Consider the following 26,643-nt stretch of genomic DNA (forward strand, 5'->3'; position numbering starts at 1 on the left):
ATGGCGCATACTTATAGTGTTTAAAACTTTCACATAATGACACAAAGCTTGTCTATCCCGTAGTGATCTAAACTAGTATTAGAGAATTGTCCGAGTTAAAAACTTAAATCTCATGTTTCTCATGGGTCGGATTTTTTTCAGTTTAAATTCCTTCAGATTAACCCCCATTATTTTGATCCATTCTAATTATTGAAACTCCCGTAACATTCCATTCCTTTTAATAAGGAAAATTTAATTTCCCTACCACAACTATTAAAATTCAGTTCATACCGGAATCCTAGTTTTGCACCATCGAAATAAAGCAATTATGAAAATCCACAAAACAATGGGAGTTCTGTTTTTAGCAGCAGCACTTTTCCAGAACTGTAATGATGAAACAACGGATCCTAATGAAAATCCGGTAAACCAGAACATCAAAATTGAGAACTTCTCTAAAGAACCAGCCTTCGCCTACGGAATGAGCGGTTTCGAAAACCTGAACATCACCACTTTACTTTCCAGCTCCGATGTGCTTGCCGGAAGCCCGAACTTCGTGTTTGCAGGACAGCCGGACGGAATGGGCATCATGAAAGATCCGAATTCAGAAGGATACCTGATGATCACTAACCATGAAATTACGAAATCCGTTTCACGAGTTTACCTGGATAAAACTTTCAAGCCGGTAAAAGGGGAATATATCCTGAACGGGATTGGAGGAATGACCAGATTATGTTCTGCAACATTGGCTACCGTAGCCGAGCACGGTTTCAGCGCTTTCCTTACAGCCGGGGAATCCGGGGAAGAAAGTATGGTGCACGCACTTAATCCGCTGGCGGCAGTTGCTCAGGCAGCAGACCAGTCAAGAGTGAAGCCGGCTTTGGGAAAAGCATCAATGGAAAATGCCGTTCCGCTTCCTAAAGATGTTTCCAACGGGAAAACCTATATCGTCATCGGTGAAGACCAGTCTTTCAGCTCTTCCCACCAGTCGGCTGGACAGCTGATCATGTACGTATCCGATACCCAGGGTGACCTGAATAACGGAAAATTATATGCATTGAAAAGAACCAACAACAATTATACGGAAACCAACATGACGAAAGGAAACCAGTATGATGTTGAATTCGTGGAAATCTCCAATGCGAAAAACCTTACCGGAGCACAGATCAACCAGAAGAATATCGATAACAACGCAATCCGTTTTTCCAGAGTTGAAGATGTAGATTACAGAAAAGGAGCCGGAAAAGGAAGAGAAATCTACTTTACCGCTACCGGAGAATCTTCAGATGGGGTAAATCCTAAGGCAGGACTTACGATGTGGGGAAGAGTATACAAGCTTGTCCTGAACGAAAGCAACATGCTTAGCGGAAAACTTGAAGTAGTAGCAGAAGGAGATTCCAGCCCGGGAAGCAACCTGATCAACCCGGATAACCTTTGTGTAACGGAAAATTTTGTATACATCCAGGAAGATGGTGATTCTTACTATCCTGCTGCGACTCACGATTCTTACATCTGGCAGCTGAACATCAGCACGAAGCAGTACAAGCCGTGGCTGAACATGAAGCATAACAGAAACGATGCAGCATGGCAGACGGCCTACAACCAATCGGGACAGCTTACGAAATGGGGATCTTGGGAATACGGTGCGATGATCGACATTTCAGACATCATCGGGGTTCCTAATACTTTTGCGGTAAATATCCACTCGCACACTTGGCAGAAAGATGCATTTGCCAACGCAGACGGTGCCGGAGTAAATACCAACAAAGAAGGCGGACAGACCCTGATCATCAGAAACGTTCAAAAATAATTTTACTAATCATTCTTAACCGGTATCAATAGGAGAAATTCTATTGATACTTTTTCATATCCCATGAAAATTATTCTTAAATATCCTTTCGTTGCTTTTCTTTTCATCACCTTCGCGGTATTCGGGGCTTTACAGTGTACCCAAAGCCACCAGCCATTGCAGGATGACCTTTCCGAAGTAAAAAAAGACCTGTTCATTACCAATACCGATTTTCTGAACCGGACCAATGAACTGATGAAAATGGTTTCCGGAGATCCGGAGCAGGCTGTTCTTCAGAGTAAATTTGAAGAGTTGAGAATTTCGTACAAAAAAATGGAATGGGCCGTGGAATATTTCCTTCCGCAGACCGCACGCTTCATCAATGGTCCTGCCCTGCCTGAAATCGAAATGCAGGAACACACGGAAATTGAACCGGAAGGCCTTCAGGTTTTAGAAGAAATGCTGTACCCTTACGATCCGGCCAATAAGGCGGAAGTGATCCGAATGCTTAAAAACCTGACCAATAAAAGCAATACGATTAAAACAAACTTCCAGGCCATCACCATTTCCCGAGACCAGGTCTTTGATGCGCTGAGACAGGAAGTTTTCCGGATTTCCAGCTTAGGGATTGCCGGATTCGACACGCCGGTTTCAGGAACCTCCCTGAAGGAAATCCCATATGCTTTAGGTGCTGTTCAGAAGGCACTTCAAAAGATCGCCACCGAAAAATCACAAGAGAACGCTCTTGCAAAAATTAATACGGCAATTAAAGCTTCCAGGGCGTACCTGAAAAAGAATACAAACAAAAACACATTCGATTACATCCAATTTATTCCTGAACATCTGAACACCATCACTTCCCTGATGATCGATTTTCAGAAGCAGGAGGAAATTCCGGCCGTAGAAGTAACTTCGGCCCTTAATAAAAACGTCCGGACATTCTATTCCAAAAATGCCTTCAACCCAAATGCCTTTGTTCCGGGCAAACAGTTTGAGATGTCACCGGAAAAAGTAAAGCTCGGGAAACAGCTTTTTAACGATAATATTTTATCCGACAACAATTCCAGAAGCTGTGCCACCTGCCATGTCGCGGAAAAAGCATTTACTGACGGAAGAGAAAAATCCATGTCGCTTACCGACTCGCCTTTGCAGAGAAACACACCTTCTCTGAGTTATTCGGCTTTCCAGCACGGCCAGTTTTGGGATATGCGGAAGGACGACCTTGAAGGGCAGAGTTCTGCAGTGATTACCAATAAGGAGGAAATGCACGGCGACCTCAGCAAAATTATTGCGAAGATCAATACGAATCCGGAATACCGTATGGCATTCAGGAATATCTACAAAGGAAAAAATGCCGAAATCTGGCAGCTGCAGAATGTTCTGGCCAGCTACATCCGTTCACTGGCTTCTTTCAGTTCGGACTTTGATGATTATATGAGAGGAAATAAAAAGGCCATGACGGAAAGTCAGAAAAACGGCTTTAACCTGTTTATGGGAAAAGCCCAGTGTGCCATCTGCCACTTTTTACCGCTTTTCAACGGTACGGTACCGCCAAACTATACGAAAACCGAACAGGAAGTGCTGGGAATCGCAGAGAATTCATCCAACCGGACGGCAGATAAAGATCCGGGGAGAGGGAAATTCCACGAAACGGTAGCCTTTCTACAGCATTCCTTTAAAACCCCTACTCTTCGGAATATTGCTAAAACTGCACCTTATATGCACAATGGCGGATATAAAACGCTGATGGAAGTCATGGAATTCTACAACATAGGCGGAGGAAAAGGACTCGGACTGAAAGCCGATAACCAGACCCTCTCCGATGCTCCGCTGAACTTATCGGAAAAGGAAATGAATGAAATTATCGATTTTCTAAATGCGCTAAACGATCATTAAACCACAGTCCCGGAAATTCCGGGATTTTTTTTCCTTTACCATTAAGAAATTAAGGTATTTTTAGCTTAAAAAAAATATTGGTTATTCAACGTCTATCGAGCTTGTCAGGCTGAATGCTTAATCGTAATAAAGTGAAGTTTAAACGAAGTTTATTTTAATTCAGAAAATGAAGAGCGATCGCGGAAAACTTCTATAAACATCAGCGGCTTGTGAAATATATAAAGCATTTATTAATCCTCCCGATTTCAATGGAGTTTATATTTCAATGAAGGCTACTGATCGTCAATTAATTCTCATTAAATATAAATTTTGTTAACAGATTAAAACCAGGCGCTAAAAACTTTTCTGTGCGGAGAAATATTATTAATTTTGAAAGGTTTTTATGAAAAGGATTTTATTGTTTTTAGGTCTTTTACTCTGGAGTTTTGGTTTTTCACAATCGAAAGTCACCGCTATTGAAGGAGTCACCATCGAAGACAAAAGTGATCCCAGAGCACTGGAAATCCTGAAAAACGTGAACCGGATGTTTACCGAGAATTCTCCGAAAACACTGGATTCCTATTCTTATAAATCTTACGAAAAAATTTCCCTTGATATTGATGAAGACAGCATTTCGCAGTACAATAAATTTTTCGAGGAAACCGGAATGTTCCGGGAAAAACGAAGAAAAGATTCATTAAACAACATTTCCGCAAGAAAAATATTTTCGAAAAGCAAGCTGTTTCTCTGGGAAAGGGCGCAGGAATTTTTATACTCCAGGCAATACGGTGAAAAGATCAATATCCTGGACAACAGGATCTCCGGACTGAAGCAGCCGATCTATGAAATGATTGCTCTCCAGCAGAGCAACCGTGACAAGCTTCCCGATCAGCTGAAGCAGGAAAATAGAGGATTGTACCGGTTTTTCCTCACCGACACCATTGAAATGGACGGCCGGAAAAACTTCGTCATCCGTTTCCGGGAAGTCAATTACAAAAATCCCGACAAGAAACGGAAATATAACGGGGCCATTTATGTGGATACCGAAACCTACGGCGTAAAGAAAATCGAAAATTTCAGCAAAAATAAAAACGACGGAATTATTACCAGCACCTGGATTTTATTTCACAACAAATGGTTCCTGGCTCACGAAACCGTTAAACTGAAGATGAGCAACATGCAGATGGAAGAGGAAGACCCGCAGCATCCCGATGAAACCCCGGAAAGAAAAAAGAAGCAGACCTTCGGAACCTATGCTTTCCTGACGTCCCGGTACTTCGATTTTAAATCCCCGGCCGACAACAGTGCGGAAGATTTCAAAGGATATACGTTTTCGGTGAAAAATATCTATGGCAAAACCCTGGACCAATACCGCACCGATCCCCTTACGGAACGGGAAAAAAATACCTACAAAATTATCGACAGCCTCGGGCGGAAATACAACATCGACAACAAAGCGCAGATTTTGAGCGGTCTGCTAAACGGGCAGATCCGGGTTGGTGTGGTGGATTTCGCGGTAGATGAAATCGTCAATTACAACTTGTATGAAGGATTCCGGGTCGGACTGAAAGCCAAGCTGAATGAAAATTTCAGTCCTTATTTTTCGCCGGATTACACTTTTGCATATGGCTTTAAAGATGACAAATGGAAGTACCGGATCGGGCTGGACATGAAGACGACCCTTCAGAAAGACTCCTATTTCCGGGTGGAATATTATGATGATGTAACGGCTTCCGGGGAATTTTACCGAAGGCTGTGGAACTTTAAGATGCGTATGGCCAATTATGGAAACAACCTCAACAACGACCGGTATTACCATTACAGAGGGGCTTCCGTTTCTTATTTAAATGATATCACCAATGGCCTGACGCTGGTTTTCGCAGCGAGAAGAAACCTGGAGGAAGCTCTGTTTGATTACTCTTTCAGAGGACAAGGTTCCTCTTTTGAAAATTTCAATACGCTGTTTACGCTCAAGTATTCCCCAAACTCCACGAATATCATGACACCGCAGGGAAAATCCCTGATCGACCAGAAATACCCGGAACTGTATTTCAACTATGAGCAGAGCTATAAAATCTTTGGCGGCGATCTGAGTTACATCCGCTTTGATGCCCTTTTTGTTCACAATTTCAAAACGATGCTCGGAACCACGGGTTTCAGGCTGTACGGAGGAATGGTGTTCGGTGGTGCCCCAATCTGGAAGAATTTTACGATGAACGGGTTGGCTTCGCCGAGAAGGGATTTTAATTTTAACCTTACTTCTTTCCTCGGTTTTGCGACACTGGAAGGTGGAAAATATTACAATGACCGGTTTGTGGCCTATTATTTTACGCACAAGCTGCCGTGGTACTTTAAGAGCTTTGGGCAGAACATTTCGAGCTTCGATTTTGTATTGCGTGGAACGATCGGAGATATGGAAAAAGCCGAATACCACCAGTTCAGATTCCGGCCGCTGAACCACCTCTACCAGGAAGTCGGCCTGGAATGGAACAATTTCCTATCCACTTATTTCAATCTGGGATTGTTTTACCGGGTCGGATATTATACCACCAGAAACTTCAAGCAGAACTTTGCCGTTCAGTTCAAATTAAAATTATTAGAATTCTAAAATATGCCGGATCATTAAGTTTTGAGAGAAATTTAAATAAACGGTTAAAAAAATAAACAAGAAATTACCATGCAGAAAATCGAAATAAAAGCAGACCAGTTTTTCGAATTATTAAAATTAAAAGACACTTCCATATGGGAAATTTTTGCCCAGATGATCGACGGAAACGAAAAGGAAATCATCTTCCTGGATCATGAGGAAAAAATCCTATTCAACTATATCCTTCCTTCCAATCAGGAAAAACTGGAAGAAGACCGGGCTGAATTTTCAAAGCAGTTTTCGGATAAGCTGGCGAATTTGACTTGAGGATGTTTGAGGGTTTTTAGGGTATGGGGTTTGAGGGCATGAGAGTCTGAGTGTTTGAGAGTTTGAGAGTTTGAGAGAGGGAGTATTGTTGTGGTTAAAAAGTATAAGAGTGGGTGATATAAAGGATATTTTATTGAAAACCGCTGATCTATCTATGTAATAAGATTGAAATTGGGAATGTTTGAGGGTTTGAGAGTGGGTTGTAGTGGTTAAAAGTATAAGAGTTGGTGACGTAAAAGATATTTTATTGAAAACCGCTGATCTATCTATGTAATAAGATTGAAATTGGGAATGTTTGAGGGTTTGAGAGAGTGGGTGTTGTAGTGGTTAAAAAGTATAAGAGTGGGTGATGTAAAAGATATTTTATTGAAAACCGCTGATCTATCTATGTAACAAGATTTAAATTGGGGGTGTTTGAGAGTCTGAGTGTTTGAGAGAGTGTGTGTTGTAATGGTTAAAAGTATAAGAGTGGGTGATGTAAAAGATATTTTATTGAAAACCGACGATTTTACCTATTTAATAAAAATAATAATCTCCAAACACAATGTATCATTACTTTAAACATTCTACTCTAACACACTATCATTCTATAAACTCAATAACTCTATCACACTCAAACACTGCCCTTCAAAAACAGATCTACCGTCTTTTTCGCTTCCGCAACATCATGCACCCTCAGGATTTTTGCGCCTTGCTGCAGGACCTTCAGGTGAAGCTTCTGCGTTTCTTCGTTAATGTCTCCCGGGGCTTTTCCAAGCGGTTTGTAGATAAATGATTTTCTGGAAATTCCGATCAGCAGGGGAAATCTTTCGAAACCGAGATACTTTACTTCATCAATCATCTTCATCTGGTCTGCTACTGTTTTGCCAAAGCCGAATCCCGGATCCAGTATAATATCCTGAACACCTTTCGCCAGCAGTTCAGCCGACTTTTCCGAGAAATACCGGTTGACAGAAACAATAATATCTTCGAACTTTATTTTGTCGTGCATGGTTTCATAGGAAGGGTTTACATGCATCAGGATGTATGGCAGCCTTGTTTCTGCAGCCGTTTCAAACATCTTTTCATCATACTGCCCGCCGGAAATATCATTAATCAGATCAATCCCTTCATTGAAGCCGAACCTTACTGTTTCCGAGTAAAAGGTATCGAGGGAGATCAAAGCTTCTGGAAATTCTTTTTTAATTAAAGAAATCATATTCCCGATCCGGTTTATTTCTTCTCCGGCAGTCATAAATTCCGCATTGGGCCGCGTAGACTGGGGACCGATATCAATGATCTCCGCCCCTTCTTTCAGCATTTTCTCGGTATGCAAAAGAGCTGAGCTTTCGTTATTGAATTTACCGCCATCGGAAAAAGAATCCGGCGTCAGGTTCAGGATTCCCATGATTTTCGGACGGGATAAATCCACCAGCTTTCCGTTGCAGTTTAACGTGTGATATTCGAGAGATAATCCTTGATGTTGCATGCTGCAAAAATACGACTTCCGCCTTCCAACTCCAACATCCCGGTAAAAAACTAGGCCCTGATTTCCGCTACCTAAAACCGAATTCGTATATTTGGAAGATTAAGAGAATTTATGTCAGAAACTTCAGTACAGTTCGGGAAAATTATTAGTCAGTGCCGCGAATTATTCAGCAAAAAATTACAGGATTACGGGGCAGCATGGAGGGTTTTGAGACCAAGTTCGATTACGGACCAGATTTACATCAAAGTAAACAGGATCCGTACCCTGCAGATGACCGATAAAAAAATGGTGGACGAAAGTGAGGAAGATGAATTCATCGCCATCGTCAATTACTCGATCATCGGACTGATCCAGCTTGAAAAAGGCTTTTCTAACGATTTTAACGAAAATAAGGAAGAAATCATGCGGCTGTACGATCGCTACGCAACGGAAGCCCAGCAGCTGATGGAGCGGAAAAACCATGATTATGGTGAAGCATGGAGGGATATGAGAATTTCTTCCATTACCGATCTGATCTATCAGAAAGTACTGAGAACGAAGCAAATTGAAGACAACCAGGGAGTAACGATCGTTTCGGAAGGCCTGGATGCCAATTATTTTGACATGCTGAATTACGCCGTTTTCTGCCTGATTAAATTTTCTGAAAAAGCAAACCCCTTAGAATAAAAAACAATCTGTTATGCTTAAAGGTTTATTACGTTTCGTTATTGCCGTCATCTTCATCCTTTCCGGTTTTGTAAAGGCGGTGGATCTGGTAGGGTTTTCCTTCAAAATGGAAGAATACTTCTCCCCTACGGTCTTTGATATGCCGTTTTTCGAAAAATTTGCCCTGCCGCTTTCCATTATCGTTGTGGTGCTGGAACTTCTTTTGGGCTTTATGCTGCTGATTAAATTAAAGCTTAAATTCACCCTTTCCGCATTAATTGCGCTTTGCATTTTCTTCGGCTTCCTGACGTTCTATTCTGCTTATTATAATGTAGTTACGGACTGCGGATGTTTTGGGGATGCTATTAAATTTACCCCTTGGCAAAGTTTTATCAAGGATGTTGTACTGCTGATCGGCTTAGTTATCGTATTCATTCTGTACGGCAAAGATTTTAAAAAGAAAGACGCGTACAGCTACAATCCTAAAAAAGAATCGGGAAATAAATTTAAATATATCTTATTGGGTATTTTTACAGTAGCCATGATCTTGGTGGGCGCGCACGGAATTGTGCATGAACCGCTCATCGATTTCCGTGACTATAAGATTGGGACGGACATTAAAGCCGAAAAAGCGAAAATCAGTAAAAATCCTTCCGAATACAAGACTTTTTATTCCCTTAAAAATTCTAAGACGGGAGAAACGGTAAAAGTAAACCAGGACGATTATATCAAGGAAACGAAATACTGGGCGGAAGGCTCACCGTGGAAAATTGAAGAAGGAAAAAACGAATCTGTGCTGATCAAAGAAGGATATAAATCAGAGATCGTAAAATTCAAGATCGAAGATCCGAACGGACAGGAATTAACGGAAGAAATCATCAATGCACCAAAAGCAGTGCTCATTTTTTCTTATCATCCGCAATCGGTTTCCCCCGAACTTCTGAAACAGCTTGAAGCGAAAGTAAAAACCCAGGGCGCTACCGTAGTCTATGGCGTTTCAACCCTTCCGAACACCTTTAAAACCGTTAAAAATGCCATGATGGACGGAACTGCCATTAAAACCATTGCCAGAAGCAACCCGTTCGTCCTGATCCTGGAAAACGGAAAAATTGTCGATAAACAGCCGGCGACGGACTATTTGAAATAATGTAAGGTGAATCGTGAATAGTCAATTTTGCTGCTCAAGTGAATTTTAAAAGGGAATAGTGAATTTTGATAACAATATTGACCATTGACTCGAAGAAATTGACTATTGACAATGTACAATGTAAATTTTACTACTCAAGTGAATTTTAAAAAGGAATAATAAATTTTGAACAACAACATTGACTATTGACTCGAAGAAATTGACTATTGACAGAAACACCGACAAATCATGAAACAACACAACAGAGTTGAATCCCACGACAACCTTGAATCTTAAACTTTAAACCTTAAACTATACAATTATCATAATGCAAAAATCCAATAAGCCGATTGCCGGTTACCACCTGCTGATGATCCTTTCCTCTGTGGACGGAGAATTTGCTCCGGAAGAAGGAATGCTGGTACAGCAGTATCTAGCGGAGGAATTTCCTTTTAAAATGAACCTCGACAACGAGCTTGAAACCATCGCTCTGCTACAGCCGGAAGAATGGAAAGACCATTTTGAGTTCCACGCCCGTTGTTTCTATGAAGATTCTACGGAACAGGAGCGTACCAATTTTATCCAATTTGCGAAAACGCTTATTAAAGCAGATAACGTTGTTACGGATGAAGAACATACTTTTTATACGCTTTTGAAAAACCTTTGGAATATTAACAGAACAGAAAATTAACAGGTAGTCTTCTACTGCCTAAACTTTAAAATAGAATCTATGAGAAGAAAAATAGTTGCAGGAAACTGGAAAATGAACAAAAATGTAATTGATGCCCAACAGTTGATGGTTCAGTTGCTAAGCTATAAAAACAACCATACGGCAAACTGTGAGGTTTGGATCGCTCCTCCGGCTTTATACCTGATGATGGCGAAAGATATTTTTGAAAAGGATGAAATCGGCGTTTTTGCACAGGACATCAGCGAACATGAAAGCGGGGCGTATACCGGGGAAATTTCTGCAGACATGCTGGAATCCATCGATGCTACCGGTTCACTAATCGGGCATTCCGAAAGAAGACAATACCACGGTGAAACAGATTCTCACTGCAACAGAAAAGTAAAATTGGCTTTAGACAAAGGCCTGATTCCTGTTTACTGTAACGGAGAAACCCTGGAGCAGAGAAAAGCGGGACAGCACTTTGAAGTGGTAAAAAACCAGACGGAAGTTGCTCTTTTCACCCTTTCTGCAGAAGAAATTAAAAAAGTAGTGATTGCCTACGAACCGGTTTGGGCTATCGGTACGGGCGAAACAGCCACTCCTGAACAGGCACAGGAAATCCACGCTCACATCAGAAACATTATTGCTGCAAAATACGGACAGGAAGTAGCGGATGAAGTTTCCATTTTGTATGGAGGTTCCGTAAAGCCGGATAACGCGAAGGAAATTTTTTCCCAGCCGGATATTGACGGCGGACTGATCGGCGGAGCTGCTCTGAAATTAGAGGATTTCTCCAAAATCATCGAAGCCTTCAATTCGTAAAAACAATCAAATAAATACACATCAAAACCACCGGATCCGGTGGTTTTTTACGTTCATCCCAAATAGAAAAAAGTTAGGGAATCAGAATTTTAAATAAAGTTTCTTTTAATAACTACAAATAAGGTTGCTTCAGGTTCAGATTGGCTAACAGATCATATTATTTTCCTGTTGAAAATAAAATGGTGTACTTTATAATCGACGACATGCCCGGATATAAAATACACGTATAATTTTTTCTCATAAATTCCGAAAAAAGAGCGGGAAAGTAGATAAACAAGTTTATTTTCTTGCGTTTGTTCAGGAATGGTGACTCCGTAAGTTTCCTCAATTTCAGCAACAATAATATACCGATAGTTTTCCTTGGATAAAGACATATGGCGTTTATTATAATGCGGTTGATGTAAAAATTATATACGCGCAAATGCAAATTTTGGATTTCAAATAAAGACAATTCATATAATATATGGTATTAAAACAGTAACAAAACTAAGTCTTATAAATTATTTCAAATATTTTCTACCATACACATTTTAGATCTCTAGAATCTGTAAAATCAATAAGTGATCAACGTTTATTGGTTTAATTAAAATTTCAAGAAATATAGCTGTAAAAGATTGATTTGTCCAGGCATAGTAAAAGATAAGACATCTAAAAGAAGAATGTTAAAAAGCTCAATAAAAAAAGTCTCCCGGTTTGGGAGACTCAGAATATTTTGAAACTATTTAATATCGACAACGTACATTGTACCTTTGTCGACTTTTCCTGTTTTCGGAAGAATTTTCGCTTTAGGATTTCCGTTTCCGTCGTCCACGATTCCAAAGTCATCGTCATTGAAAACAGCCAACTTGTTGTTTCCGAGGTAGACAATTCCTTCAAATTTATCATGCTCATATCCCAGTTTTGCCACCAGGTCAACGGCAAGGGTTTTAGAAACCGCCTGGATCCCCGCTGCGGAAATCTCGCTCCAGGTACACTGCTCCAACGCTTTTCCGTTAATTTTCATTCCATCCACTGCAGTAAGATCGGATCCGTTTACATCCGAAGCTCCGGAAAGATTGATCCGGTATACTTTTTTGATTCCTCCCTGGGAACCGAAGTTTCCGTCTCTTTCAATAACAAGAAACTCCGTACTGCTCAGTGCGGTAATGTCGCATACCGAATCGGAAGCGCCACCGTCCTGCTGGTATAAAAACTGCTTGGTCTGCCCGGTAGCAATATCGAAAGTTATGATTCTCGTTAAGGTCTTATTGGTAGCCAGACTTTTGCTTGGCACATACATCATCGACTGGATGGTTCCTACCAACGTTCTTCCGTCCGGTGTAATGCACAATCCTTCCATCCCTCTGTTCGCCCTTCTTTTGGCCAATACTGCCGGCAATTTGCGTGTTCCTGTATTTACCCCGATCGGGCTGATTCTTTCCATCTCTACCCCTTCTGCGCTGTAATGTACAATATGAGGCCCGTATTCATCCGATACCCAGAAAGTACCGTCTGCAGCAGCGACAATACTTTCACTGTCCAGTCCGTAATTATCCGTTCCCAGTACATTTCCGTTGGCATCATAGGCTATTTCTCCCGTGCTACCCATTCCCGCAGGATTCGGTAGTCCCGTGATCGGCTGTCCTGACGGATTTTTAAGCTTGATATATTTGATGACTTCAATATTCCCTTCTGCATTGATTTTGAAATGCATGATGGTAGGTGTAAAAGAAGGAGCCAGGAATTTCTTGCCATTCAGGTAATCCGTATTGGGACCACGGTCCGTAATTACATAAAACTCCCCTTTTCTTGTAGGATGTGCCGCTGCACCGGATCCGAAGCCTCCGTTGATCACGTCAACGCCATTAATGGTTGCAAGCTTGCTGAAAGGAAATTCCTGTGGCAGCTTTGAATAATTGATATCCTGATTGTTATCGACCATTTCATAATCTTTACAGGCCACTAAGGAAGTAAGCACCCATGCAGAAAGCAGTATTTTTTTCATGTCTTTTTATTGTGACGCGAAAGTAATGATGCTATATGAACTGATGTTTACGGGAATACTAAGGGAAAATTAAATAAAGCCTGCGTGGTATTAAATTTTTATAAATTAAATCTAAGCTCCTTCCGCATAAATTTTATCAAAATAATTGCCCAGGTTGATGACTCTTGCATGGTTTACCGGGTTGATGTAATTAAGAAACATCTGCTCGGTACTGTGGCCGGTAGCCTGCATCAGCAATGGAGTCGGGATTTTGCCGTAAAAGTTTGAGGCAAAGCTCCTTCTTCCGATATGGCTGCTGATATTCTGCCATTTCTCCGTATCCGTTTCTTTTCCCCGAAACCCCATCCTTTTTCGTATGGTAACTTTGTCGTTGATTTTCGCCAGTGCTGCAATTTTTTTAATCTGCTCGTTATAGATGCCGGGATTTAGAGGTTTCGGGAAACTGTTTCCATAGCGCGCCATGACCTTAAGCACCACGGGATGAAGCGGAAGCACAACCTCTTTCCCTGTCTTTTGCTGAACGAAAGAAATACATGGCCTGCCCTCAATGTTTAAAAGCTGGCTTGGATTAAACCTCATGAAATCCGAGATCCGCTGGCCCGTATAGCAGCTGATAATCAGCCAGTCTTTGGCATGCTGCAGACTTTTGGGAACCTTCAGCTTCTTGATTCGTACAATTTCCTTCTCATCCAGGATCATTACTTTTCTGGAAACCTTACATTTGGGAATTTCCAGCTGCCTTACATTCGTTCTTATTCCCTTTGTTTCAGCGAAATTCAGGATGGTTTTGATGAATTCTGCCGATCGGTTAATGGTGCTTTCGGTATATTCTTCCTGTCTTCCGAATGCATAAAAGTCTGCAATAAAGGAACGGTCTATTCCTTCCGGGAAAATACGCTGATATCGAAAACCTTCAAATTTTTCCATCAGACGCATAAAAACCTGGTAACGGCGGTAAGTGGAAAGGCAGACTGCATTCTTCTTCTGTTCCAGATACTCTCCCATCAGAGAAAGGAATGAACCTGTAGTATACACAGGATGCTCTTCAGAACAGATGTTTTTGATAACTGTAGAAATGGTTTTTACAGAAACATGGGGATTTTCTCTGAGAAGTTCTGAAATCCTGATCTTCAGACTATTTAATACAGCATTAAGCTTTTTATATGGTTTGCAGTAAATATTTAATGGCCTCTGCTTTTCAGAATCCCAATCTCCTCCGGAAATAAAAAGCGGCAAACAGAACTTATGATTCCGATTTCCTGAAATACCGGAAGACAAAACTAGGTGAATCTGATGTTTTAAACCATAAGGTTTTCGGGATAAAAAGTAAGAAAAAATCATGGGATAGGGATTAAATATTATTTAAGTTTAACCCAAAAATAGTTCAAATAATTAGTCTTTTATAGACTAACATTGCAAAGATATAGATTTATTTTTATAGTCCATATATATATGTGTAAAATATTGTAATGTAGATTATTATCACTTTTCATTGATTTATTTACAATTCATTAATATTCTTAATTAAATGCTCATGATTGTATCTGAATAAATTTTTTACAATCTATTCTTAATCTAAAATATTCATTTATAATTGAATAAAATTTCATATTAGTCTATAAAAGACTAATGTGGAAACTAATATGAAATGAAAAATCTTCAGGTTCGATCTTAATTCAATAAACATAAAATTTTACAGGTATGAAAAAAAACTTATCTGCTGCAGCTGTACTCTTATTTTCAGCTGTGATGTATTCCCAGGTGGGTATCAATAACCAAAGCCCGAAAGCAACCTTGGATATTACAGCCAAAACCACAGACGGCAGCAAACCGGAAGGCATCATTGCCCCGAGACTGACGGGTGACCAGATTAAAGCGGCAGACGGGCAGTATGGCTCCGATCAGAAGGGAGCTGTCGTTTATGCAACGGCTGCAGTTTCCTCATCAAGTACAAAAACAGCTAATATTACAGCAGAAGGATATTACTTCTTCGACGGGAGTGTGTGGCAAAAGGTAGGCTCAGGAGCTGATACAAGCATTTACAAAGGTAGCGGAAGTCTATCCGGAAATACGGTAGTAGCACAAAATGCCAGTACCCTGGCTTTTACAGGAACCTCAGCCAACGCTTTTTCAGTAGATGGAAATACGCTTTCTGTAGATGCTGCCAATCACAGACTTGGGCTTGGAACTAAAATACCACGGGTAAGGCTTGAAATTGTTGGAACAGGTTCGGAGGATGACGATGTGAATATTGAATCCCATGCCATCAGCACAGACAGTGGAATGCTGAACCTGATGAAATCCGGAGGAACCGCAAACTCTATGACTGCCGTATCAGCCAATAACCTGTTGGGAGCAATACAATTTGCAGGGTACGACGGCAGTAATTATGTATCCGGCAGTAAGCTTAAAGCTGTAGTAGACGGAACAGTAAATTCGCTGTCTGTTCCCACAGCCCTTACATTTTCTACCGGAGTTAATGAAACCAATTCATTTGAAAGAATGAGAATAACTTCCGCAGGAAATATAGGAATCGGAACGACTGCTCCGGCTGCAAAATTAGAAGTTAATAACGGATCTACCGCAGGTGCGATTAAAATCGTCGACGGGACGCAGGGTGCGGGCAAAGTACTCACTTCAGATACTAATGGATTGGGGATGTGGAAGGATGTTTCAGCAAATATGGTAATTCCTGCTTTGGTTTCTTCAACGACTACTTCTCCAGCCAACGATAACGCGTTCAGGTATACCGGCCAATCAATCACACTATCTACTGGAAGATGGATGATATGGGTGTCGGGATATTGGGATTATACTGCTGGAGTAACAACCAGTTGTAATGGTTATTTAAGATGGGATACAGCTTCTTCGTCAAACAGTCCTATTACCGGTACATCTAATCGTATTACAGCCTATAATCAGGGTTGGAACTATGTTTATACACAGGGATGGGTGGGACCTATTACAATTTCCAGCAGTTCCCAGACTTTATACCTAAAAAGTGCAGGAGATGGATCACAAAACAACAGTATGTCTTTTCAAGCTGACTCGAATACATATAATGTTTTTGCCGTTCAGGTTAAATAATTCTATTGAAATATTTCACAACAATATCCTCATTAAATGACGGAAGGTATAAAAATCTTTAGTCAGGTTTAATCAAAATTTAATAATTTAAAAATCAATAAATATGAAAAAAAACTTATCTGCTGCAGCTGTACTTTTATTTTCAGCTGTGATGTATTCCCAGGTGGGTATCAACAACCAAAGTCCGAAAGCCACTTTAGACATTACGGCAAAAACAACGGACGGTAGTAAACCGGAAGGCATCATTGCTCCGAGACTTACCGGCGATCAGATCAAAGCGGCAGACGGGCAGTATGGCTCCGATCAGAAGGGAACGATAGTCTATGCAACTTCCCCTGTGAATTCCGCAAGTACTAAAACCGCCAATATTAATGTAGAAGGCTATTATTATTTTGACGGAAGCCTTTGGCAGAAAGTAGGTAATACAGCAGCGGCCAATAGCTGGAGCCTCATAGGGAATGCAGGTACAGATCCTACTGTAAACTTTATAGGTACTACGAATCTTCATCCGTTGTTGATAAAGACCAACAGCAACTTAGCAGGTTATATAGGGACGGCTGCTTCCGATAACCTTACCCTGGGGGTCAATGCCGGAAAAGCCAATACTACAGGTAACCTGAACGTATTTGTTGGTAATAATGCTGGTTTCGCTAATACACAGGGAAATTCAAACATATTTATGGGATCTTATTCAGGGACTGCCAATACCACCGGAAACTCTAATGTTTTTATGGGCTACAACTCCGGAAGCAGCAGCACAACAGGAGATGCCAATGCTTTTGTAGGAACATGGGCAGGGAATGCGAATACCACCGGAGGTTATAATGCTTTTATGGGCTACCAGGCAGGAAACAGCAATACGACCGGAAGCGACAATACTTTTCTGGGCTACAGCTCAGGAAGGAACAATACTACAGCAAACAATAACGTTGCTGTAGGAACGCTGGCAGGACAGACCATTACAACGGGCGGTAACAATACATTTATAGGAACCGGTGCAGATGCGGATACCAATAATCTTACCAATGCCACGGCAATAGGTTATGGCGCTAAGGTAAGCACCAGCAACAGCCTTGTTTTAGGCGGTACGGGATCTTCAGCAGTGAATGTGGGAATAGGAACATCTGCACCGGGAGCCAGGCTGGAAGTTAACAATGGTTCTACCGCAGGTGCAATCAAAATTATAGACGGTACTCAAGGTGCAAATAAGGTACTTACTTCTGATGCTAACGGGGTTGGAACCTGGAAGAAAAGTTCTGCAACGATATCCACAATTTTAGGAACGCTTCCATCTTCTACTGTAAATGATTTATCTACAAATAAATACCTTGGGGCTTATATTACATTATCACCGGGAAAATGGCTGATTTACTTAAACGTTCAGGTAAATGATGTTAATACAATTCCATCCGGACAATATGCTTGGGTTCGATATACATTATCTTCTTCTAACAGTTCAGGTAATGGTTCTGATCATACAGGATTAAACTTTCTACAGTCAAGTGTTGTTTCTTCAAATTTAACATATACAGGAGCCTATTGGCCATGCCAGGGTGTACTTCCTGTTGAGGTCACGACAGGTGGAACATTTTATATTTGGGCAGTTAACTGTAACGGAGCAGTTTCCGGCCTTAGCATTGGAAATAATCCTGAGAACTACATTTTTGCTATTCCAATTTTATAAATATTATAAAAAATAAGAATCATTTACATTCTTTAGCATACACGTCTTCAGAATAATGAACTCATATAAAAATAGTTAATATTTAATATAAAGCAGATAAGCTATTTCATTCAATGCCTGAAATTAAAGAATAACATCATCATATTGTTGAAAAAACAAATAGCTTTAAGACTTTAACTACTACTATTTAACCTCAATTTATCAAACCCATGAATTTCAAAAACATCCATATCGGCAGTCTCATTGAAAAAAAAGCAGCGGAAAGCGGGATCGAAATCTCCCGCATCTGCAACTTTATGAAATGCGATGAAGACCAGGTGAACATCATGTACCAATCTCATGACCTTTCCACCGACCATCTCCTGCGGTGGAGCAAACTTCTTGAGTACGATTTTTTCAGGCTCTATACCCAGCATCTGATCCTTTATGCCCCGCCCGGCAGCATGAATCAGCACAATAAGGAAACGGAAAAGAAATCCCAGCTTCCTGTATTCCGCAAGAACATCTACACCAAGGAAATCATTGATTTTATGATGGACCTGCTGCACAAAGGAGTAAAAACAAAGGCGGAAATCATCCGCGAGTACCGTATTCCCAAAACAACGCTTTACAAATGGATCACCAAAGAAACGACCGCAAACCCGAACGAATATGAGAACGCCTGATTACCTTAAAATATACCGAGATATGATCCGGATCAAATATCCCGACAAAGAAGCGGTCTGCAGCAAGATTCTGGACAAAAGCGAAATTGGTTTTCTGGACATTATCCGGCTCAATACCCTTATTGCAGGGCAGCCGGACAGGGAAAGAAGCCAGGAAAACCAGAAGCTCAAATCCTACGACAAGAGAACGATTTTACAGATTCTGGACTACCAGAAAAAGCACAGGCTGAACAACACCCAGCTGGCAGGACATTTTAAGCTGAGCCGCAATACCGTAACCAAGTGGAAAAAGCTGTTTCTCTAATTTGAGTCATTCTTATCAGGAAATCATATTTTTAATATTGCTATTTAAAATGATAAAGTTTCTGTTTCGTAATAGCTTACAGGATATCAATTGGAAACATCATCCTAAATTAAGAAAATATTACGTTCATAAGCTGATCAAAAACAACAATTGGCTGGGCAAAAGCAGATATGAAATAGAATCGTTTTTCGGAGCGGATGAATCCGGGAAGCGTCTTGCCTGTCGCTGGAGCTATTATATAGAAACCCGTCAGAAAATGAAATATTACCTTGTTTTTGATTTCAGGGAAGACCGGGTTGTAAGGGTTCGTTATAAGATCAAAAAGATTTTATAGCGGAAATCTTCATTATTAAATTCTAATAGTTCAGAATAAAAGAAAAGACAGGTACATGATGCATCCAAAAGAGCGGACTAAAGTCCGCTCTGTCTTTTCCAGGAATATTGCTTTGGTTCAATAGATTACATACAAAATAGACCCAGATTTTATTTCCAATTGCATATGACTACATTTGAATTTTATTTAGATCCGGATAAAATCAATAGACAATAAGGCCTCCGATTAAAATAAAAATTCACAATCTAAAAGCACGTTCAAATTTAAATTCAGAAAACTTTTCATCATTTATCTTAATTTCCTGAATCATAATAACTTTGTTTTTTCTTCATTTAGTCATTTTGAAATCTTTTGAATGATAAATCCATTTTAATGAATAAAGGGAATGAATTGAGCACTAATACATTGTTTTTTTAAGCTAAATACTTTAACTTATCAGAGCCTGTTAAGTTTTATCTGATAAATTTTCTATAGCTTTTTCTTAATTTTCTAAATTAAAATAAACTTTGTTTATTTTTAACCTTAACACTTAGATTTTCAATGAATTAATCCAAATATGATTAAAGAATAATTAATTTTAATAACCTTTTAAGCTAAATAGTCTTAATTTCTTAATGTTGAAATGAATTATAAATTTAAACACGCTCCTAATAGTGAAAATTAAACTCTAAATTTAAAACGGGCTCTCAATAAATGATCTATTAATAATTGCACGAGACATCTCATAAACGAAAGGCCTATTATTCCATCCTGAACATAAGTTTCATTCATCTTTAAATCACATGCTCAACATAACAGTGTTACAATCTACTATTTTACAACATTTTACCTATATCTATTTGGTCATGAAAATTTAATTATTATATTTGCAGCACAAGTCTTTCGGGGATTTGTAACACAATGGCTAAAAATTTTAAAATTTAAACATGAAAAAAAATGTATGTAATGCAGCTTTCTTATATTCTTTAGCTGTTGCGTATGCCCAGGTAGCCATTACTAATAATTCACAAACACCTGCACTCTATATTATCATAAAAACCAAAGTCCGCAATAATCTTTCTGGAAGTCAAATCAGTACTTACAGAGCGGTTAAAAGAAGTCCTCATCTACATGGCTGCCGCAGTTTACCACCCAACACAAAATTCCGATATTAATTTAAATTTTACTAATATAAACGATCTCCTGACATAAATTTACATTGAATAAACATGGGCTTTAAAAACATCCATATAGGAAATTTTATTGAGAAAAGAGTGACAGAAAGTGGAATAGAATTGTCTCGCATCTGCAATTTCATGAAGTGTACCGAAGAGGAAATTTATGATACCTATACCTCCAAAGAAATCGGTACTGAAAAACTTCTGAAATGGAGTAAGCTGCTCGATTATGATTTTTTCAGACTGTATACTCAACATCTGATCCTGTACTCACCCCCTGTTAATATTAAAGAAGAAGCCGAAACGAAAACTCAGCTTCCCGTATTCCGGAAAAACATATATACGCGGGAAATTATTGACTTTATGCTTGAACTTATCAATACCGGCGTGAAGACAAAAGCGGAAATTATAAAGGAATACCGCATCCCGAAAACAACCCTTTATAAATGGATCAGTAAAAAACCTGCAAAATCCTCCAATGAAAATGAAGACGCCTGATTACAGGAAAATTTACCAGGATATGATCCGAATGAAGTATCCTGAAAAAGAAGAGTTGTGCCAAAGTATTTTAAGTAAAAAAAGAATTGAGCCGCTGGATATTATCCGCCTGAATGCTGTTATTGCAGGCAACAGCTATAAAGAAAGGGCAAGGGATAACCAGAAACTCAAATCATATGATAAGAAAACAATTCTTCAGATCTTACATTACCAGAAAAAAAACCAGCTGAACAATACAGAACTGGCCAAACATTTTGACCTTAGCAGAAATACCGTTGCCAAATGGAGAAAAATTTTTTTTTCTCTTGAACCGCCACTGGATGAGCCTTGTTAAATATCCTCACAGCTATATTTAACAGATATTAAATTTATCACCTTGTTGTGGTTTATGATTATAGTCATAAGAATATACCTTGCCTTTTTAGTATATGACCTATTAATTTTTATATTTTTGCCAAAAAAAATATATGAAAAGGATAATTTCGATACTTTCCGTTTTAGCTATTTCACACATAAACGGGCAAGTAGGTATTAACACCAATACCCCAAAAGCAACACTAGATCTTAATAAAACAGCTGCTTCTACTCCGGATGGAATGCTTACTGTACGGATGACCGGGACGGAACTTGCTGCCAAGGACAACCTCTACGGTGCCGATCAGAATTCCACCGTGGTTTATGTAACCGCTGTACCCGGAACTTCAACCTCAAAAACATCGAATATTACAACACCGGGCTTTTATTTTTATAATAACAGCATTTCGAAATGGGTGGGCCTGAGGATACCTAAATTTTTCTACATGCCTTCTATTTTGTTTGATACAACTACATTAGGAGCAAAGACCAAAGATCTGTACCAGCTGTATTATAACCAGTTTACAGCGCCGCAGGTATCGAGCACCGGTGCATTGGGAAAAATTCCTGTATTGGGTAAAAATGATCTTGAATATTACATTACCTATTATGACACCAATGTATTTACCAATGTAACGATTGATGCCAATGGGTTCATGAATTATACCGTGAGCAACAATGCGACGGATGCAAGCTTTATGAATATCGTATTTGTGGTAAAATAAAAACTCAGGTATGAATCATAAATATACATTGAAATTATTAACGGCTGCCTTTTCCCTGTCTCTGCTTTCAGTATCCGGACAGTTTACGATCACCAATCCTCTTACAACAAAGGATATGACCGGAATAAGAGTTGGAGACAATGCCTACCTTACGGCAGCTAACGGAGTAGATCCCAACGGAGCGGGCTGGCTGAGACTTACCGAAGCAAAAACAAACCAAAAAGGTTTTATGTACGTACTCCAGGGATTTCCGACCACATTGGGCGTAATTGCAGATTTCGAATATAAGGACTGGCGGAATATCGATGACGGTTATTTCGGAGCAGACGGATTTTCCGTTTATTTATTTGATGCTACCGTGACAGACGCTAACTTCAAACTGGGAGGTTACGGTGGATCTTTAGGATATGCTACCTACAGCAATCCTGCCAACACAACAGGGTTATCCGGTGGATATCTCGGGGTCGGGCTTGATGCTTATGGAAACTATGCCAACAATGGAGAGAACAGAAACGGATCTGCCCCGGCCAACACCCTGACTTCAGGGATGCTTCCTAATGCGTTCGTATTAAGAGGACCGACAAGTGCGACTTATAACAATTCAAACGTTTATCTTGCAAGTGCCCCATTGGGTGACCGGACTGGAACTGTAGAAGCCATCAGACAACGCAATGAAATCGATTACAATACACTGACGGCAACAAGACCTGCCGACAATATTTTCTACCGGAGGGTTCAGGTAATTATTACCAAGCCGGGTAATGACTATGTGGTAACCATCAAATGGAGAAAGGAGAATCAGACTACTTTTACACAAGTGCTTTCGTATACGTTAAGTTCAACGACTTATCCTATTCCCACTAATCTTAAACTGGGCTTTGCAGCTTCCACAGGAGGAGGATTTAATTTTCAGGAGATCAGAAATATTATCCTGACCACGCCGGGGAACCTGAGGGTAGACAGCCGTTCGGACAGCTATTTTACCTGTAACGACAATACCAGCAATATTACCTTTAAAGTGGAAGTAAGCAACGATACCGATGCGGCACTTAACAGTATCGATTTTAACGGGAAAGTAATGGATGACAACAATAATGTCCTGGATATGTCCAAATTCTCCATCACCAGTCTTTCCACCACAGGATTTACCAATTCCAACCTGCCGACTTCAGGATTCACGTCCAATAATATCAGCGGTACGATAGGACTGAATGCGAAATCTTCGGGCATCATTACCGTTACCGGAAAATATTATAAGAAAGGAATCGGAACAAATCATAATTTTAAGATGGTATCCACTGTAGCTTCCAGTCAAATTACTGATACCGATACTACCAACAATACGGCAACTACAGCAATTGAGGTAAGAAGATGTTCGGTGATCAGCAACCCGATGCTGCCGGCCTATTCAAAATAAAATTACAAATACCCAAACCAAAGATCATTTGTTGATCTCGGTTTTAAATAACAAAAGCGCACCGATAATGGTGCGCTTTTTTAATAACAGCTTGTGCTGATTATGCTTTTTTAGCTCTCTGCAAAACTTCGTCTACCATGCCATAACCTTTTGCTTCCTCGGAAGTCATCCAGTAGTCACGGTCTGACGCTTTTTCCACCCATTCGTACGTTTGTCCGGAATGTTCGGAAATAATTTCGTAAAGCTCTTTTTTAAGTTTTAACATCTCTCTCAGATTGATCTCCATATCTGAAGCTACCCCCTGAGCACCTCCTGACGGCTGGTGGATCATCACCCTAGAGTGTTTCAGTGCAGAACGCTTACCTTTCTCCCCTGCTACCAGTAAAACTGCTCCCATGGAAGCGGCAATTCCGGTACAGATCGTAGCTACGTCCGGCTTAATGATCTGCATCGTATCGTAAATTCCCAATCCGGCGTATACACTTCCCCCCGGAGAGTTGATGTAAATCTGAATGTCTTTTGAAGGGTCAGCACTTTCCAGGAACAAAAGCTGTGCGGTTACGATATTGGCTACCTGATCATCGATTCCTGTTCCCAGGAAAATAATGCGGTCCATCATCAGACGGGAGAAAACGTCCATCTGCGCTACGTTCAGTCTTCTTTCCTCCATAATGTAGGGAGTAAGATTCGTAGGGCCGTACATATTCATATATTGATCGGTAACCAGACCGTTGTTTCCTAAATGTTTCGTAGAGAAATCTCTGAATTCTTTTTTAATGTCCATATTTCTGTTTGTATTATTATATGTTACGAAATTGAAGTTACAACTTTTATTCCTAAAATTTTATAGGACTTTTTGTCATAGAAGTGGATCGATGAATCATCAGTTTGTCTGAAACTATTTTTTTCTGTTGACATAAATCCCTTTGATAGGCGAATACTCGATCATTTCGCTTAATCTAATGGAAGCCTGTTTCATCAGCATAATTTTCTGTAAAAGTTCAAAATACTTCGTCTGGTCAGAATCCCGGAATTGTTCCAGGTCTTTAGCCGTCTGTGCAATCAGGTAATCAATATACCTGTATTTGTGAAGCAGGACATCCCCCCTCACCTGATCGGCAATCTTATCTCCGTAATTGGGAGGAAATATATTTCTCGACGCCCAGTTTTCCAGTTCATTCACCGGCAGCAGCGCATCTACAACTTTTGTCGTAATTTCTTCGTCCATGAAAGTAATGAAAAAGTTCCCGCTCCTCAGCTCCTCATTACGGATGCCTTCTTTTACGTGCTCAATGATCACCTCGTTTCCTTTGGCTAAAAACCGGTATTCTTCTTCATCGAAATGATAAAGGATTTCCTCGATCACGGTAATCTGATATTCTTCCTCTTTTTCGTTTCTCCTTTTCAGTACAATATCGCCAAACATCAGCATGTGATCGATCAGCTTATTTTCCATAAATAAAACCTCGAACAAAAACGGGTCGGATTTTTCTTCATCCAGAGGAACGACCTCCATCTTTGCCGGTGGAGCTTCCTTTTGCGGCTGTGCATGATGGGGCTGGTTCTGCTGCGTGATCTGCTTCTGTACATTCAGCTCATTAAATAAGCTCTGCTCCGACAGGCCAAACTTGCTGGAAACCTGCTTCAGGTAAATCTCCCGTTTTAAGGCATTCTGTACGAAAGAAACCGATTTTACGATATCACGGATCGCCTCCGCTTTTTTAATGGGATCGTCCCCCACTTCTTTTAAAAGGATTTCAGCCTTAAAATCGATAAAATCCATCGCTTCATTTTCGATGAATTTTTCCACGTATTCCTGCGGATGCTTCCGGGCGAACGAATCGGGATCATCACCATCGGGAAAAAGCAGCACACGGATGTTCATTCCTTCGGTCAGCAACATATCGATGCTTCGGAAGCTGGCTTTTATTCCGGCATTATCCCCGTCAAAAAGAATGGTAACATTTTCCGTCAGCCTTTTAATTAATTTAATCTGCTCCGTCGTCAGGGAAGTTCCGGAACTCGCCACCACATTTTCGATACCCGACATGTGAAGGGAGATCACATCCATATATCCTTCCACCAACAGGCAGACATTCTTTCTGGATATAGCCTGCTTGCTTTGGTTCAGGCCATACAGGACATTGGATTTATGATAAATTTCCGTCTCCGGAGAGTTGAGGTATTTTGCGGTTTTTACATTATTCTTCAGGATTCTTGCCCCGAATCCCAGTACCCTTCCGGAAAAACTGTGGATCGGGAACATTACCCTTTCCCTGAAACGGTCGATGCCGCCCGGTGAATTTTCGGGGAAAATGGAAAGTCCCGACTTCTCCAAGAGATCTTTGGAATATCCTTTCTCCAGCGCATACTCGGTGAAAGCATTTTTCTTTTCGGGAGAATACCCCAGCTGGAATTTTTTGATGATGTCATCGCGAAGCTCACGCTCTTTGAAATAAGAAAGACCGACCGCCTTCCCTTCTTCCACTTCCCAAAGGAAATTCTGAAAGAAATCATTGGCAACTTCGTGTATTTTATACAGCTTATCCCGTTCCGATTGTGCCATTTTTGCTTCCTCGGAAAAATCTTTCTTGTCTTCCTCGATCTCAATGCCATATTTCTTCGCGGCGTGGCGAAGGGCCTCAGGATAAGTAAAATTTTCAATTTCCATTAAAAAGGAGATGGCAGTCCCCCCTTTTCCTGTTGAAAAATCCTTCCAGATCTGCTTGCTGGCAGATACTACTAAACTCGGTGTTTTCTCATCATGGAATGGACTGAGCCCCTTGAAATTAGACCCTGCCCTTTTCAGCTGCACATATTCGCCAACGATTTCTTCTACTCTTATAGTAGAGAATATTTTGTCTATTGTTTGCTTGGAGATCATATTTCCTGAAAACTGTTTAAAACATTAACCCCATAAATTAAGGAAATGCTTACAAAGATAGCAGAAAAAAACAAATCATTCAGCTAAGCTATTTGATTACAAAGTACTGGTTTACAATACATTTAAAATCAACATTAAATATAACAAACTGATTTATTATTATTTATAAAGTATGGGTCAAATATTCAATTGATATTACTTTATCAATTACAGATTACTTTTTTTCTATGAAAATTTAATAAATAATTATCTTTGTTTTAAAAAT

Annotated in this window: 22 protein-coding genes; 17 read left to right on the plus strand and 5 right to left on the minus strand. The window is 40.1% G+C overall.

The window, feature by feature from the left end; genetic code table 11:
* The first annotated feature begins 307 nt into the window (after positions 1–307).
* From QE422_RS16080 to QE422_RS16095, 4 genes are all read left to right on the plus strand, one after another.
* Positions 308–1,786: a hypothetical protein gene (locus QE422_RS16080; RefSeq protein WP_307460592.1), complete on the plus strand. Its 1,479-nt coding sequence runs from the start codon at positions 308–310 to the stop codon at positions 1,784–1,786.
* Between the two features lie 63 nt (positions 1,787–1,849).
* Complete coding sequence (locus QE422_RS16085; RefSeq protein WP_307460593.1) at positions 1,850–3,661, plus strand: cytochrome-c peroxidase; 1,812 nt, start codon at positions 1,850–1,852, stop codon at positions 3,659–3,661.
* Between the two features lie 382 nt (positions 3,662–4,043).
* The gene (locus QE422_RS16090; protein WP_307460595.1) at positions 4,044–6,248 is read left to right on the plus strand and encodes a hypothetical protein; all 2,205 of its coding nucleotides are present in this window, start codon (positions 4,044–4,046) and stop codon (positions 6,246–6,248) included.
* A gap of 69 nt (positions 6,249–6,317) precedes the next feature.
* On the plus strand, positions 6,318–6,554 hold the full coding sequence (locus tag QE422_RS16095) for a hypothetical protein (RefSeq protein ID WP_307460597.1): 237 nt from the start codon (positions 6,318–6,320) through the stop codon (positions 6,552–6,554).
* Positions 6,555–7,167: 613 nt separating this feature from the next.
* Here QE422_RS16095 and folP read toward each other — a convergent pair.
* Positions 7,168–8,022, minus strand: a complete 855-nt coding sequence (gene folP / locus QE422_RS16100) for a dihydropteroate synthase (protein WP_373463406.1) — start codon at positions 8,020–8,022, stop codon at positions 7,168–7,170.
* 111 nt (positions 8,023–8,133) lie between these two features.
* On the opposite strand from folP, the gene QE422_RS16105 reads away from it, so the two are divergent.
* The 4 genes from QE422_RS16105 (at position 8,134) to tpiA (ending at position 11,285) form a co-directional block, all read left to right on the plus strand.
* The gene (locus QE422_RS16105) at positions 8,134–8,688 is read left to right on the plus strand and encodes a DUF1599 domain-containing protein (RefSeq protein ID WP_307460600.1); all 555 of its coding nucleotides are present in this window, start codon (positions 8,134–8,136) and stop codon (positions 8,686–8,688) included.
* 13 nt (positions 8,689–8,701) lie between these two features.
* Positions 8,702–9,814 (plus strand): BT_3928 family protein, encoded by a 1,113-nt coding sequence (locus QE422_RS16110; RefSeq protein ID WP_307460602.1) that lies wholly within the window; start codon positions 8,702–8,704, stop codon positions 9,812–9,814.
* Between the two features lie 307 nt (positions 9,815–10,121).
* A complete protein-coding gene (locus QE422_RS16115; RefSeq protein WP_307460605.1) occupies positions 10,122–10,484 on the plus strand; it encodes a TerB family tellurite resistance protein in 363 nt (120 codons plus the stop codon).
* A 39-nt stretch (positions 10,485–10,523) separates the two neighbouring features.
* Entirely contained in the window at positions 10,524–11,285 is a 762-nt protein-coding gene (tpiA, locus tag QE422_RS16120) for a triose-phosphate isomerase (RefSeq protein ID WP_307460608.1), read from the plus strand.
* A 718-nt stretch (positions 11,286–12,003) separates the two neighbouring features.
* On the opposite strand, the gene QE422_RS16125 is transcribed toward tpiA, so the two are convergent.
* Positions 12,004–13,269 carry an esterase-like activity of phytase family protein gene (locus QE422_RS16125; protein ID WP_307460613.1) on the minus strand — a complete coding sequence of 422 codons (1,266 nt, stop codon included), beginning with the start codon at positions 13,267–13,269 and terminating at the stop codon, positions 12,004–12,006.
* 111 nt (positions 13,270–13,380) lie between these two features.
* Complete coding sequence (locus tag QE422_RS16130; protein WP_307460616.1) at positions 13,381–14,505, minus strand: site-specific integrase; 1,125 nt, start codon at positions 14,503–14,505, stop codon at positions 13,381–13,383.
* Positions 14,506–14,970: 465 nt separating this feature from the next.
* Between QE422_RS16130 and QE422_RS16135 the strand changes: the two genes are divergently transcribed.
* The 9 genes from QE422_RS16135 (at position 14,971) to QE422_RS16175 (ending at position 23,494) form a co-directional block, all read left to right on the plus strand.
* Complete coding sequence (locus QE422_RS16135) at positions 14,971–16,356, plus strand: hypothetical protein (protein WP_307460619.1); 1,386 nt, start codon at positions 14,971–14,973, stop codon at positions 16,354–16,356.
* Between the two features lie 103 nt (positions 16,357–16,459).
* Complete coding sequence (locus QE422_RS16140) at positions 16,460–18,040, plus strand: hypothetical protein (protein ID WP_307460621.1); 1,581 nt, start codon at positions 16,460–16,462, stop codon at positions 18,038–18,040.
* A gap of 209 nt (positions 18,041–18,249) precedes the next feature.
* Positions 18,250–18,705, plus strand: a complete 456-nt coding sequence (locus QE422_RS16145; RefSeq protein ID WP_307460624.1) for a transposase — start codon at positions 18,250–18,252, stop codon at positions 18,703–18,705.
* Positions 18,706–18,727: 22 nt separating this feature from the next.
* Positions 18,728–19,009: a helix-turn-helix domain-containing protein gene (locus QE422_RS16150; protein WP_307460627.1), complete on the plus strand. Its 282-nt coding sequence runs from the start codon at positions 18,728–18,730 to the stop codon at positions 19,007–19,009.
* 49 nt (positions 19,010–19,058) lie between these two features.
* Positions 19,059–19,343, plus strand: a complete 285-nt coding sequence (locus QE422_RS16155; RefSeq protein ID WP_307460629.1) for a hypothetical protein — start codon at positions 19,059–19,061, stop codon at positions 19,341–19,343.
* Positions 19,344–20,638: 1,295 nt separating this feature from the next.
* Positions 20,639–20,998, plus strand: coding sequence for a hypothetical protein (locus QE422_RS16160; protein WP_307460632.1), 360 nt, complete (start codon positions 20,639–20,641; stop codon positions 20,996–20,998).
* Positions 20,985–21,332 carry a helix-turn-helix domain-containing protein gene (locus tag QE422_RS16165; RefSeq protein WP_307460635.1) on the plus strand — a complete coding sequence of 116 codons (348 nt, stop codon included), beginning with the start codon at positions 20,985–20,987 and terminating at the stop codon, positions 21,330–21,332. Before QE422_RS16160 ends, QE422_RS16165 begins: the two co-directional genes overlap by 14 nt.
* Positions 21,333–21,465: 133 nt before the next feature.
* Entirely contained in the window at positions 21,466–22,077 is a 612-nt protein-coding gene (locus QE422_RS16170) for a hypothetical protein (RefSeq protein ID WP_307460638.1), read from the plus strand.
* 10 nt (positions 22,078–22,087) lie between these two features.
* Complete coding sequence (locus QE422_RS16175; RefSeq protein ID WP_307460641.1) at positions 22,088–23,494, plus strand: hypothetical protein; 1,407 nt, start codon at positions 22,088–22,090, stop codon at positions 23,492–23,494.
* A 100-nt stretch (positions 23,495–23,594) separates the two neighbouring features.
* Here QE422_RS16175 and clpP read toward each other — a convergent pair whose 3' ends face one another.
* Entirely contained in the window at positions 23,595–24,278 is a 684-nt protein-coding gene (gene clpP, locus QE422_RS16180; protein ID WP_307460642.1) for an ATP-dependent Clp endopeptidase proteolytic subunit ClpP, read from the minus strand.
* A gap of 114 nt (positions 24,279–24,392) precedes the next feature.
* A complete protein-coding gene (gene dnaG / locus QE422_RS16185; RefSeq protein WP_307460644.1) occupies positions 24,393–26,378 on the minus strand; it encodes a DNA primase in 1,986 nt (661 codons plus the stop codon).
* Positions 26,379–26,643 lie beyond the last annotated feature (265 nt).

Source organism: Chryseobacterium sp. SORGH_AS_0447 (genome assembly GCF_030818695.1).
Lineage (GTDB): Bacteria > Bacteroidota > Bacteroidia > Flavobacteriales > Weeksellaceae > Chryseobacterium.

What these genes read in the sequence shown, in the direction of transcription:
- QE422_RS16080 (WP_307460592.1), top strand. Translation starts at nt 308, where the DNA reads ATGAAAATCCACAAAACAATGGGAGTTCTGTTTTTAGCAGCAGCACTT.
- QE422_RS16085 (WP_307460593.1), top strand. Translation starts at nt 1,850, where the DNA reads ATGAAAATTATTCTTAAATATCCTTTCGTTGCTTTTCTTTTCATCACC.
- QE422_RS16090 (WP_307460595.1), top strand. Translation starts at nt 4,044, where the DNA reads ATGAAAAGGATTTTATTGTTTTTAGGTCTTTTACTCTGGAGTTTTGGT.
- QE422_RS16095 (WP_307460597.1), top strand. Translation starts at nt 6,318, where the DNA reads ATGCAGAAAATCGAAATAAAAGCAGACCAGTTTTTCGAATTATTAAAA.
- folP (WP_373463406.1), bottom strand. Translation starts at nt 8,022, where the DNA reads ATGCAACATCAAGGATTATCTCTCGAATATCACACGTTAAACTGCAAC.
- QE422_RS16105 (WP_307460600.1), top strand. Translation starts at nt 8,134, where the DNA reads ATGTCAGAAACTTCAGTACAGTTCGGGAAAATTATTAGTCAGTGCCGC.
- QE422_RS16110 (WP_307460602.1), top strand. Translation starts at nt 8,702, where the DNA reads ATGCTTAAAGGTTTATTACGTTTCGTTATTGCCGTCATCTTCATCCTT.
- QE422_RS16115 (WP_307460605.1), top strand. Translation starts at nt 10,122, where the DNA reads ATGCAAAAATCCAATAAGCCGATTGCCGGTTACCACCTGCTGATGATC.
- tpiA (WP_307460608.1), top strand. Translation starts at nt 10,524, where the DNA reads ATGAGAAGAAAAATAGTTGCAGGAAACTGGAAAATGAACAAAAATGTA.
- QE422_RS16125 (WP_307460613.1), bottom strand. Translation starts at nt 13,269, where the DNA reads ATGAAAAAAATACTGCTTTCTGCATGGGTGCTTACTTCCTTAGTGGCC.
- QE422_RS16135 (WP_307460619.1), top strand. Translation starts at nt 14,971, where the DNA reads ATGAAAAAAAACTTATCTGCTGCAGCTGTACTCTTATTTTCAGCTGTG.
- QE422_RS16140 (WP_307460621.1), top strand. Translation starts at nt 16,460, where the DNA reads ATGAAAAAAAACTTATCTGCTGCAGCTGTACTTTTATTTTCAGCTGTG.
- QE422_RS16145 (WP_307460624.1), top strand. Translation starts at nt 18,250, where the DNA reads ATGAATTTCAAAAACATCCATATCGGCAGTCTCATTGAAAAAAAAGCA.
- QE422_RS16150 (WP_307460627.1), top strand. Translation starts at nt 18,728, where the DNA reads ATGATCCGGATCAAATATCCCGACAAAGAAGCGGTCTGCAGCAAGATT.
- QE422_RS16155 (WP_307460629.1), top strand. Translation starts at nt 19,059, where the DNA reads ATGATAAAGTTTCTGTTTCGTAATAGCTTACAGGATATCAATTGGAAA.
- QE422_RS16160 (WP_307460632.1), top strand. Translation starts at nt 20,639, where the DNA reads ATGAAGTGTACCGAAGAGGAAATTTATGATACCTATACCTCCAAAGAA.
- QE422_RS16165 (WP_307460635.1), top strand. Translation starts at nt 20,985, where the DNA reads ATGAAGACGCCTGATTACAGGAAAATTTACCAGGATATGATCCGAATG.
- QE422_RS16170 (WP_307460638.1), top strand. Translation starts at nt 21,466, where the DNA reads ATGAAAAGGATAATTTCGATACTTTCCGTTTTAGCTATTTCACACATA.
- QE422_RS16175 (WP_307460641.1), top strand. Translation starts at nt 22,088, where the DNA reads ATGAATCATAAATATACATTGAAATTATTAACGGCTGCCTTTTCCCTG.
- clpP (WP_307460642.1), bottom strand. Translation starts at nt 24,278, where the DNA reads ATGGACATTAAAAAAGAATTCAGAGATTTCTCTACGAAACATTTAGGA.
- dnaG (WP_307460644.1), bottom strand. Translation starts at nt 26,378, where the DNA reads ATGATCTCCAAGCAAACAATAGACAAAATATTCTCTACTATAAGAGTA.